Below are 10,778 nucleotides of genomic sequence, written 5' to 3'. Positions count from 1 at the left end.
CGGTCACGGCGGCGGCGGGGTAGCGGCCGCGGGGGCGCACGCGGCCCCCACCGACGCGACGGGGCGCCACACCTCGCGGCGGAAGCGCGCGCCGACCAGCCCGCCCGCGGCGGCGCCGAGCAGCGGGAGCGGGTTCTGCTCGCCGCACGTCGCCTTCCAGCCGCAGTCGGCGACGGTGACGCCCACGCCGACGGCCCAGCCGAGCAGGATGCCGGGCACCGTGCGCCGCCCGGTGCGTCCCATGCTGCGCGAGAGCGCCAGCGTCGTGTCGAGCGCCGCGGTGTCGCCGCGCGTCGTCACCAGCCGCGGCGCGGCGCCGCCCCAGCCGAGCGCCTGCCCGGTGCGCGTGCGGCGGGTGGCCGGGTCGTGGGCGCGCACGCGCGCGCCGTCGTCGGCCGCGGCGGGGCGGGGGCGGAGGGCGGGCTGTGCCGCGACGACGACGACGGGCATGCGTGCACCCTGCGGGCGGGCGAGGGCGGCGGCAAGGGTCGGCGGCACTACATTGCGCGCGATGCGGACCTTCCTGCTCCTGCTCTGCGCGGCGCCGGCGCTCGCGGCGCCGCTGGCCGCGCATCCCGCGCCCCCGCGCGTACGGTCGGGGAGCGCGCGCGCCGACGGCACGCTGCTGTTCGGCAACGCCGAGCAGCGCGTGGTGGGCGCGCGGGGCGGGGTGGCGCGCGCCGACTCGACGCTCGAGGTCGACGCGTCGCTGCAGGTCCTGTACGGCGACGCCGCCGCCGAGGACCGGCCGCGCGAGGTGACGAAGCGGCTCTGGCTCGGCGCGCTCAGCGCCGACTGGCGCCCGTACGCGCCGTGGTCGCCGTTCGCGCTGGCGACGTACGAGTCGAACCTCGAGAAGCGCATCGCGTCGCGCGTCGCCTGGGGCGTCGGCGCCAAGCGGACCTTCGTGCGCAGCGCCCGCACCGAGGCGAGCCTCAGCGTCGCGCTGCTCGACGAGCGCACCGGCGCGCGCCCCGACCGCGACGCGGCCGCCGCGCCGCCGCGCGTGGTGCGCGTCACCCGCTGGTCGGCGCGCGCGCGCGTGCAGCACGGGCTCGACCGCCGGCTGCGCCTGTCGCACACGACCTTCTACCGGCCGCGCGTGCGCACCGCGGGCACCGACTTCGTGGTCGTGTCGACGTCGGAGGCGCGCTACGCGATGACGCGGGCGCTGGAGGCGTCGCTGTCGCTGCTGGTGAACCACGACAACCAGGCGCCGCGGCGCGGCGCCCGCGTGGCCACCGACGGCACGGTGCTGTTCGGGCTCGGCGCGCGCTGGTGAGCGGGGGGCGATGATTTCCGGGCCGGCTGGCCGTCCAAGGGGTGTACCGTCGCTCACTCACCGCCTTCCCGACCATGCGCCGCCTCGCCCTCCCCCTCCTGCTCGCCGCCGCCGTCGTGACCGCCCACGCGCAGCCGCCGGCCGGCGCCCGCGTCGCCGTGAACGGGATGCAGATGTACTACGAGGTCTCGGGCGCCGGCGACCCGCTGGTCGTGCTGCACGGCGCCTACATGAACGCGCCGGCGATGGGCGCGATCGTCCCGCTGCTCGCGAAGACGCACAAGGTCTACGTCGTCGAGCTGCAGGGGCACGGGCGCACGACCGACGTCGACCGCCCGATCACGTATCCCAACCTGGCCGACGACGTCGCGGCGTTCATGGACAAAGTCGGCCTCGCGCGGGCCGACGTGTTCGGCTACTCGATGGGCGCGGCGGCGGGGCTGCAGCTCGCCATCCGCCACCCGGCGAAGGTGAACCGCCTCGTCGCCGCGTCGGTGGCGTACGACGCGAAGGGGTGGCAGCCGGCGTTCGCGGCGTTCGTCCCGCAGATGACGGCCGACATGCTCCCGCCGATGCTGGAGCAGGAGTACCGCAAGCTGGCGGCGAACCCCAACGGCTTCCGCGCGCTGGCGCAGAAGCTGATCGCGCTCGAGAAGGAGCCGATGGCGTGGGAGGCGCAGGTGAGGGCGCTGAAGACGCCGGTGCTGGTGATCGCCGGCGACGCCGACGTCGCGACGCTCGAGCACTCCGTCGCCATGTTCCGCCTGCTCGGCGGCGGCGAGATGGGGGACATGGGGAAGCCGCTGGCGCCGTCGCGCCTCGCGATCCTCCCCGCCACCTCGCACACCGCCGTGATCACGCAGGCGCCGCTGCTGCACGCGCTGATCGAGCCGTTCCTGAGGAACGAGACGCCGAAGTCGATGTTCGGCGGCGAGTGACCGGCTAGCCGACGCGCCGCCGGCGGGCGAGGGCGAGCAGCGCCGCGCCGCCGGCGAGCAGCGTGAGCGTCGTCGGCTCGGGGACGACGGCGACCGCGGCGACGTTGTCGACGTCGAGCGTCGCGACGACCGCCGGCGCGGGCCCCGACGGGTCGAGCGGGTCGGGGCTGTGCGAGAGGCGGAGCAGCGTCGCGCTGGCGAGCGCGTCGGCGATCGCGCTCCCCGGGATCGGCGCGTTCGAGAGCCCGCCGATCAGGGGGAACACCACGCGCGTCCACCCGCTCCCCGCGGCGAGCGTCACCGGCACGGTGCTGTACGCGATGTCGGTCGGCCCCATGGCGCCAATCGTCTCGAGGAAGAGGCGCAGCGAGAGGTCGGTCATGCCGGCGTTGCGGACGTCCATCTGGATCGCGCCGACCCCGGCGGCGGTGTAGTTCCCGCCCCACTGCGCCGCGTTGAGGATGCTGAGGCGGCTCCCCTGCCCGCCCCCGCCGGTCGCGGTCAGCCGCATGAAGGCGTCGCCGACGCCGGCGGGGCCGCCGGTGGCGAGCACGGTCGCGGGGGTGGGCGGCACGCCCCCGGGGCCGCCGCCGTAAAACCACCCCTCGGCGGAGGGGCCGGTGAAGTCGTCGACCTGGCCGGCGGTGACCTGCGCGGCGGCGGGGGCGGCGGCGAACGCGACGGCGAGGACGGCGGAAAGCGTCGAGCGGCGTCTCATGACGGCCTCCGGTGAGGGGAGCACGAGGCGCTGCAAGGCGCGTGCAGCGACGTCAGCGCCCGCCGCGCCGCAGCACGCGCCCGGCGCGCGCGCCCGTCGGGGTGCCGCCGTCGACCGCGAGCACGCCGTTGACCACCACGGTGCCGATCCCGACCGGGTACTGGTGCGGCGCCTCGAACGTCGCGCGGTCGGACACCGCGGCCGGGTCGAAGACGACGACGTCGGCCGCCGCGCCGGCGCGCAGCACGCCGCGGTCGCGCAGCCCGAGCCGCGCCGCCGGCATCCCGGTCATCTTGTGCACCGCCTGCTCCAGCGTCAGCAGCCGCTGCTCGCGCACGTAGCGCCCGAGCACGCGCGGGAAGGTGCCGTAGGCGCGCGGGTGCGGGTGCCCGTCGCCGGGCGTCGAGAGGCGCCCGTCGGAGGCGATCATCGTCTGCGGGTGGCGCATGATGCGCGCGACGTCGCCCTCGTCGAGCACGTGGTAGATCGCGTTCGCGCCCCCCTGCCGCATCGCGTCGAGCACGAGCGTCGCCCCGTTCTCCGGCGTCGGCGCGAGCCCGCGGCGGTCGGCCCAGTCCTTCAGCGTCTTCCCCTCCAACGTGCGGTCCCACGACACGCGGGAGAACTGCACGCGCGACAGGTCGCCGCCGCCGCGGTCGTTGAGGATGTTGAACACGATCCCGCGCACGACCGAGTCCTTCAGCGCGGGCTCGGCGAGCCGCCGCGCGAACGCCGAGTCGCCGCCGGCCATCGCCCACGCCGGCACGAGCACGCCGAGGTTGGTGTGCGTCGCGGTGTAGGGGTACTGGTCGACCATGACGTCGGTGCCGGCGCGGCGCGCGCTGTCGACCATCGCCAGCGTGCGCACGCTCTGCCCCCACATCTGCCGCCCGACGGCCTTGTGGTGCGTGAGCACGACGGGGACGCGCGCGCGGCGCCCGATCTCCATCGCCTCGGCGACCCCCTCGAACAGCCCGAGCCCCTCCTTGCGCAGGTGCGACGTGTAGATGCCGCCCGAGTCGGCGGCCGCGCGCGCCAGCGCCACCACCTCGTCGGTGGTCGCGTACGTCCCCGGCAGGTAGAGCAGCCCGGTCGACAGCCCGAAGGCCCCCTCGCCCATCGCCCCCGCCACGAGCGCGCGCATGCGCGCCAGCTCGGCGTCGCTCGGCGCGCGGTCGCTCATGCCGAGCACCGCGCGGCGCACGTCGTTGTGCCCGACGAGGAACGCGACGTTCGCGCCGGGGCGCGCCGCCGTCACCGAGTCGAGGTACGGCGCCAGCGGCAGCGGCGACCCGCCGTCGGGGCCGCCCAGCGCGAGCGTGACGCCCTGCTGCAGCGCGCTCCGCATGTCGGAGAGCCGCAGCAGCGGGTCGAGGTGCGCGTGCAGGTCCACGAACCCGGGCGCGACGACCTTCCCCGACGCGTCCACCACGCGCTTCGCCCCGTCGCGCGGCAGGGCGGGGGCGACGGCCACCACGCGGTCGCCGCGGATCGCCACGTCGGCGCGGACGCCCGGGGCGCCGGTGCCGTCGACCACCGTGCCGCCGGCGATCAGGAGGTCGTAGGGCTCGGCGCTCGGGCGTGCGGCGCCGCTGGTGCAGGCCGCGAGACTGATGGCGAGGAGATAGCGTCGCATCGCGCGATGCTAATGCTCGGCAACAGCTTTAGACAGGATTAACAGGAAACCGGGGGAAGGACTTCAGCCTCGAGTCTTTCCCCCGGTTTCCTGTTAATCCTGTCTGCACTTCGCTCAGCAATGTTCCAGCGGAAGCCTGAACCGGTCGAGTCGCACGTCGTGCTCGACCACCCGCTCGGCGGCCAGCGCGACGAGCTGCGCGCGGACGACCGACTCGTCGAGCCGTGCGAGGAACGCGATCTCGGCGGCGGAGCGCCAGAGCGCGTCGCGCATGGCGTCGGCGAGCAGCGCGGGAACGCGGGGGCGGGCGGCGAAGGCGGCGCGGCGCGCGGTGTCGAGCGCCGGGGGGTGCGTGGGGGCGAACATGGCGCGTCGGGTGAGGGGAGGAGGGCGGGACTCTCCCTTCCCGATGCGCGCGAACCGCCCGCTACGCGACAGCGCGGCTGCGCGCCAGCAGCCCGCCGAACGCCACGCGCGCGCGCGGCTCGGCGTCGTCGTCCTCGAGCAGCTTCAGCGAGTGCTTGAACGTCATCACCACGCCCATGAACTCGAACGCGAACTGCGTCGGGTCGACGTCGCGGCGGAAGTGCCCCTCGTCGACCGCGAGGCGGCAGGCGCGCTCGATCGTCGCGCGCCAGGCGCGCTGGGCGCGCACGAGGGCGTCGCGGACGTCGCCGGGACGGTCGTCGTACTCCTCGGCGAGCGCCATGAAGATGCAGCGGTTCCCGCCCAGCGCCGGCGGGCGCTCGTCGGCCGACTCGGCGCGGATCTCCCCGCGCACCCAGCGGAGGAACCCCTCGAACAGCCCCTGCACCCGCGGCTCCCCGCGCGGCAGCGCCAGGGCGGGGCGCACGACCGTCAGCGCGAACCACGCCTCCGCCTCGGCGACCACCGCCAGCTGCAGCGCCTCCTTGGAGCGGAAGTGCGCGAACAGCCCGCTCTTCGAGAGGTCGAGCTCGGTGGCGAGCGTCCCCAGCGTCACCCCCTCCAGCCCCACGTCGAGGGCCATGGTGAGGGCGGTGTTGACGATCTCGCGGCGGGTGCGGAGTCCCTTGCTCATGTGCTCCGAAGATAAGAACGACCGGTCGTGCTTGCAAAATAGCACGATCGGTCGTATTGTCGCCCCATGACGACCGCCATGGACCTTCTCTGGCCCGCCGAGCCGGCGCGGGCCCCCCGCCGCCGCCCGGCCGCGCGCGGCGAGCGCCTCCTGCGGGCCGGCCTCGCCCTCGCCGACCGCGTGGCCCCGGCGGTCGCCGAGTGGGAGGCGGCCCGGCTGTTCACCACGCCGCGCCCCCGCCGGCCGCGCGACCCGGTGGTCGAGGGGGTCGACGCCAGCCCGCGGGCGTTCGTCGCCGCCGGCTTCCCGATGGTCGGGTGGAGCTGGGGGGAGGGGCCCGCCGTCCTCCTGGTCCACGGATGGAACGGGCGCGCCGCCGACATGGCGCCGCTCGCCGGGGCGCTGGTCCGCGCCGGCTTCCGCGCGGTGGCGGTCGACCTCCCGGCGCACGGCCGCTCCCCCGGCCGTCGCACCTCGGTCGCCGAGTGGGCCGCGGCGCTCCCCGCCCTCGGCGAGCAGCTCGGGCCGCTCCGCGCGATCGTCGGCCACTCGCTCGGCGGGGCCGCGATCACGCTGGCGCTGGAGGCCGGGCTCCGCGCCCGCGGCGCCGCCCTCGTCGCCCCCGCCCGGCGCCCCCACGAGTACGTCGCCCGCCTCGGCACCTACCTCGGGCTCCCGCACCGCCTCGACGGCATCGTGCGCCGCATCGAGACGCGCGTCGGGCGCGACCTCGACTGGTTCGACACCACCCGCGCCGCCGCCGGCCTCGCCCTCCCCGCGCTGGTGCTGCACGACCCGCACGACGACGACGTCCCCTGGTCGCACGGCGCCGCGCTCGCCGAGTCCTGGCCCGGCGCGCGCCTCGTGCCGACGCCGGGGGAGGGGCACTACGACATCCTCGGGGCCGACGTCACGCTGGAGCGAGTGACCGAGTTCGTGCGCGGGTTGGACTCCTAGCGGCGGGCGCTGCGGGCTGCGGGCTGCGGGTTCGGAATCCGCAGCCCGCAGCCCGCAGCGCCCGCCCTACTTCGCTCCCGCGAGGGCCGCCACCAGGACTGCCGCCCACTGCGGCCCCACGTACCCCTTCGGCGTGTCGTCGTAGCTCTCGGCCAGCGAGTGCGCGCCGCGCCCGCGGCCGCCGCCGTCGATCGTCACCGCCGGGATCCCCATCCCGATCGGCACGTTCGAGTCCGTGCTCGACGCGCTCAGGTCGGACGTCTCGCCGAGCGCGCGCGCGGCGCCGAGCGCGGCGCGGACGATCGGGGCGTCGTCGCGCTGCGAGCCCGCGGGGCGGATGCCGATCGTGTCGTAGGTCGCCGCCAGCGCCGCCGTCGAGCGGGGCCAGCGCGCCTTCTCCTCGGCGACCGCCGCGTCCACCGCCGCGCGCATGCGCTTGTCGAGGTCCGCCAGCGACGCCGCGTCCTCGGAGCGCATGTCGATGTCCATCGACACCTCGGCGGGGATCGAGTTCACGCTCTGCCCGCCGCGCAGCAGCGAGACGCTGAACGTCGTGCGCGGGTCGGCGGGCGTCTGCAGGTCGGCGATCTTGGCCACCGCGCGGCCGAGCGCGTGCGCCGGGTTGGGCATGCCGAACGCGCCGTAGCTGTGCCCGCCCGGGCCCTTGAACGTGATCTTGTAGCGGTTGCTGCCGACCGCCTTGTGCGTGACGCCGAAGCCCGTGCCGTCGACCGAGATGAAGTAGTCGACCTGGTTCTTCAGCGTCTCGTCGAACAGGCGGCGCACGCCGCGGAGGTTCCCCTCGCCCTCCTCGCCGACGGTGCCGACGAAGAGGATCGTCCCGGGCGTGCGCACGTTGTTCTGCTGGAACGCGCGCGCCACCGACAGCAGCACCGCCAGCCCGCGGCAGTCGTCGCCGATGCCGGGCGCGGTCAGGCGCGGCGCGCCGTCGGGCGCGGTCTCGCGCTTCACCTTCACGTCGGTCCCCTCGGGGAACACCGTGTCGAGGTGCCCCGAGAGCACGACCGTCGGCCCGTCCTGCGCGGTGCCCGGCCGCTCGCCGATCACGTTCCCCTCGGCATCCACGCGCACCGAGCGGAGGCCGAGCTGCTCGAAGCGGCGCTTCAGCTCCTGCCCGCGCGCCTGCTCCTTGAACGGCGGCGCCGGGACCTCGCAGATCGACGCCTGCTGGTCGAGCGTCCACGCGTTCGTCGCCTTCAGCGAGTCGAGGGCGCGCTTCATCGCCGGCAGCGCGGCCACGCGCGCCGGGTCGGACGGGGGCGGCGCGTCCTTGCGGACGGGCTGCGCGAGGAGCGACGCCGCGGGGGCGGCGAGGAGCAGGGCGGGGAGGAGGCGGCGCATGGCGACGGGAGCGGGCGGTCGGTGGGGACGCAGCAACGATACAACGGCGCGCGCCCGCCGTGCGCTGGTCGCCGCGGCCCGCCGCCGCGCGCGAAGGAGCGGCAGCCCCCCTCGGCGGCCGCGACCGCCCGGCGCGCCGCCCCGCCGCGCGGGCCCACGCGCAGCAGCATCCCGCCCAGCCGCTCGTCGTCGGTGCCGATCGCCAGCGCGCCCCCGCCGAGCGGCGCGACCGCCTCCGCCTTGCGGTCGTCGAGGCGCACGAGCGGGGCGGTCGGGGGCGCGCGGCGGAGCGACGGCGCGCCGCCCGCGACGGTCAGCGTGCCGATCACCGTCCCCGCCGGCGCGAACGGCCCGCGCCCGCCGCCGTCCGACGCCGACGCGACCAGCACCGTGTCGCCGACGAGCGCGAGGACGGACACGTGGCGCAGCTCGGGCGCCGTCGGCCACGCGGCGCGCACCGTGTCGAGCACGCGCAGCGCCAGCGCGCCGCCGTCGCCGGCGAGCGCCCCCCAGCGCAGCACGCCCGCGCGCGCGTCGCCGCCGCGGTCCCCCCACACGCCGAGCAGCGTGTCGGCGCGCGCGGGGAGCGCGAGCGCGCCGAACCCCTCGTACGCGGCCTTCGCGCCGGCCGTGTCGGCGGCCCGCCGCGTCGAGCGCGACGCGGTACACGACGCCGGCGCTCGTCACGGCGAGGAAGTCGCGCGCCGCGCGCGGCGCGCGCGCCCCCGCCTCGAGGTCGGCGGGGACGCTGTCGGGCGCCGCGGCGGGGGCGGCGGCGTGGCGCGCGCGCTGCGCCGCGTCGTAGCGCCATGCCACCGCGCGGTACGCCGTCGCGCCGCCGTCGCGCACGAGCAGCGCGAGGCGCTGCTCGCCCGGGCGCCGGTTGTCGTGCAGCAGCAGGAGTGTGTCGCCGCCCCCCGCCGCCAGCGCGCCGATCCCGCACCGGCGCCCCTCGCCGACGCGCGTCCACGACGCGGCGTCGTCGTCCGGCGCCGCGGCGCGGCAGGCGGCGAACGCCGCGCACAGCGCCGTGCGCAGCGCCGCGCGCTCCGCGCGCGCTACCGCCGCTCCAGGGGCGCCGTCCACACGTCGCTCTCGCGCTCGGCGAGCGCGAGGAAGAGGCGGCGCCCGTCGGTCGAGAACTCGGGGCGCGCCGGCGCCAGGCGCGCGTCGGCGAGGCGCGCCAGCAGCCGCGGCGCGGCGCCGTCGAGCGGGACGCGCCAGAAGGTCGTCGCGCCCGACGCCTCGTTCGCGCTCACGACGAGCGCGCGCCCGTCGGGGAGCCAGCGCGCGTACGTCGCCAGCGCGCCGCCGAGCCGCGGGTCGCGCGGCGCCACCACGGTGCGGGCGGCGCCGCCCGGGTCGAGCACGCGCACCTCGGTGCCGCGCAGGAAGGCGAGGCGCGCGCCGTCGGGCGACCACTGCGGCGTGTTCCCGTCGCCGCCGGGGAGCGCGCGCGCCGCGCGCCAGGTCGAGTCGCCGGTGCGCTCCGTCTCGTACAGCTGCCACCGCGGCCCGACGTCGCGGTAGAACGCGAGCCGCCGGCCGTCGGGGGAGAGCGCGGGGGAGTGCGACTCGACGCGCGCGCCCGGCTCGACGAGGTGCGGCGCGCCGCCCTCGGCCGGCATCACGGCCGCGCGGCGCACCCCGCCGGCGATCGTGTAGAACGCGAGCCACCGCCCGTCGGCCGACCAGCTCGGGCGGAAGTCGTCGCCCGGGAGCTCGACCAGCGGCTCGGGCTCGGCGCCGGGCGCGTCGAGGCGCAGCCGCCAGAGGTCCTGCCGTCCGGAGCGGTCGGAGTCGTAGACGAGCGTGCGCCCGTCGGGGGAGACGGCGGGGCCCTCCACCGTCTGGTCGCCGTGCGTCACCTGCACGGCGTCGCGCATCGTGCTCGGCCCGTCGCCGCCGATCGGGAGGGCCCACACGTTGGCGCGCATGCGCAGCACCCCGAACGCCAGCGTCCCCCCGCCGCGCGTGGCCGCCACGACGTGCGCGCCGAGCGCGGTGGTGAGGCGCGCCGGGGCGCCCGCCGGCGCGCCGTCGCCGTCGAGCGCCAGCGTGTAGAGGTCGCGCGGCCCGTCGCGCCCCGACACGAAGGCGAGCGTGCGCGCGTCGAGCCAGGTCGGGCTGGTGTTGAGCGCCGTCTCGTCGGTGAGCGCGCGCGGCGGGGCGCCCCCGTCGGCGGCGAACAGCCAGAGCGAGCTGGGGGCGAGGTTGCCGAGGCGCGCGACCCCCATCTGCCACGGCAGCGCGCCGTAGACGAAGCCCGGGTTCCCCTGCACGGCGGCGATCCACCGCCCGTCGGGGGACCAGGCGAGCGAGTGCGGCCACCACGCGGCGCCGACCGCGCGCGGCGCGCCGCCGGCCGCGTCGCGCACGTACACCGTGTCGCCGACGCCGTAGGCGATCCGCGCGCCGTCGGGCGACCAGTCGGCGTAGCCGGCCAGGCGCATCGTGTCGGCGGGGGGCGCGACGACCTGTCGCGCCGCGCCGCCGAGCGTCGGGACCACCCAGAGGGCGCGCCCGGCCTGGAAGAGCAGGCGCGCCCCGTCGGGGGACCAGCGCGGGCGGCGGTGCGGCCCCGGGAGGTCGCCCGAGACGACGATCGCGCGTCCGCCGTCGAGCTGGCGCACGTGGATGCGCATCGCGTCGTCGGGGCCGGCCGCGTAGGCGACCAGGCGGCCGTCGGGCGACACGACGGGATCGACCTCGAGCCCTGCCTCGAAGGTGACGCGCCGCGGGGCGCCGAGGGCCGGGGCGGGCGGGGGCGCGGTGCGGCGCGGGGCGACCACGGCCAGCGCGGCGCCGACGACGCCGAGCGCGGC

Annotated in this window: 11 protein-coding genes; 3 read left to right on the top strand and 8 right to left on the bottom strand. The window is 77.4% G+C overall.

Translation table 11 applies throughout. From position 1 onward, the window contains the following. Nucleotides 1-3: 3 nt before the first annotated feature. A complete protein-coding gene (locus PYV61_RS13530; protein WP_275832360.1) occupies nt 4-450 on the bottom strand; it encodes a hypothetical protein in 447 nt (148 codons plus the stop codon). A 61-nt stretch (nt 451-511) separates the two neighbouring features. Here PYV61_RS13530 and PYV61_RS13525 point away from each other — a divergent pair, with 61 nt between their 5' ends. Both PYV61_RS13525 and PYV61_RS13520 read left to right on the top strand, forming a co-directional pair. Further along, the gene (locus PYV61_RS13525) at nt 512-1,282 is read left to right on the top strand and encodes a DUF481 domain-containing protein (protein WP_275832358.1); all 771 of its coding nucleotides are present in this window, start codon (nt 512-514) and stop codon (nt 1,280-1,282) included. Between the two features lie 74 nt (nt 1,283-1,356). Continuing rightward, nucleotides 1,357-2,220, top strand: a complete 864-nt coding sequence (locus PYV61_RS13520) for an alpha/beta hydrolase (RefSeq protein ID WP_275832356.1) — start codon at nt 1,357-1,359, stop codon at nt 2,218-2,220. Between the two features lie 4 nt (nt 2,221-2,224). Here the strand turns inward: PYV61_RS13520 and PYV61_RS13515 are convergent, their stop codons facing one another. The 4 genes from PYV61_RS13515 to PYV61_RS13500 form a co-directional block, all read right to left on the bottom strand. Continuing rightward, nucleotides 2,225-2,938: a PEP-CTERM sorting domain-containing protein gene (locus tag PYV61_RS13515; protein ID WP_275832353.1), complete on the bottom strand. Its 714-nt coding sequence runs from the start codon at nt 2,936-2,938 to the stop codon at nt 2,225-2,227. Nucleotides 2,939-2,990: 52 nt separating this feature from the next. Further along, complete coding sequence (locus PYV61_RS13510) at nt 2,991-4,574, bottom strand: D-aminoacylase (protein WP_275832351.1); 1,584 nt, start codon at nt 4,572-4,574, stop codon at nt 2,991-2,993. A 114-nt stretch (nt 4,575-4,688) separates the two neighbouring features. Then, nucleotides 4,689-4,940: a hypothetical protein gene (locus PYV61_RS13505; RefSeq protein WP_275832349.1), complete on the bottom strand. Its 252-nt coding sequence runs from the start codon at nt 4,938-4,940 to the stop codon at nt 4,689-4,691. Nucleotides 4,941-5,001: 61 nt separating this feature from the next. Further along, nucleotides 5,002-5,634, bottom strand: coding sequence for a TetR/AcrR family transcriptional regulator (locus tag PYV61_RS13500; protein WP_275832347.1), 633 nt, complete (start codon nt 5,632-5,634; stop codon nt 5,002-5,004). 66 nt (nt 5,635-5,700) lie between these two features. Between PYV61_RS13500 and PYV61_RS13495 the strand changes: the two genes are divergently transcribed. Continuing rightward, nucleotides 5,701-6,591, top strand: coding sequence for an alpha/beta fold hydrolase (locus PYV61_RS13495; protein ID WP_275832345.1), 891 nt, complete (start codon nt 5,701-5,703; stop codon nt 6,589-6,591). Nucleotides 6,592-6,657: 66 nt separating this feature from the next. On the opposite strand, the gene PYV61_RS13490 is transcribed toward PYV61_RS13495, so the two are convergent. From PYV61_RS13490 to PYV61_RS13480, 3 genes are all read right to left on the bottom strand, one after another. Continuing rightward, nucleotides 6,658-7,833, bottom strand: a complete 1,176-nt coding sequence (locus tag PYV61_RS13490; protein WP_275832362.1) for a M20/M25/M40 family metallo-hydrolase — start codon at nt 7,831-7,833, stop codon at nt 6,658-6,660. Beyond that, entirely contained in the window at nt 7,830-8,510 is a 681-nt protein-coding gene (locus tag PYV61_RS13485; protein ID WP_275832343.1) for a hypothetical protein, read from the bottom strand. Before PYV61_RS13485 ends, PYV61_RS13490 begins: the two co-directional genes overlap by 4 nt. A gap of 501 nt (nt 8,511-9,011) precedes the next feature. Then, nucleotides 9,012-10,778: hypothetical protein (locus PYV61_RS13480; RefSeq protein ID WP_345785239.1), on the bottom strand; the 1,767-nt coding region annotated here is incomplete at its 5' end.

This window comes from Roseisolibacter sp. H3M3-2, assembly GCF_029211165.1.
Classification (GTDB): Bacteria; Gemmatimonadota; Gemmatimonadetes; order Gemmatimonadales; family Gemmatimonadaceae; genus Roseisolibacter.
The sequence above is the reverse complement of the archived record's forward strand: the minus strand, read 5'-3'. Positions and strand labels throughout refer to the sequence as shown.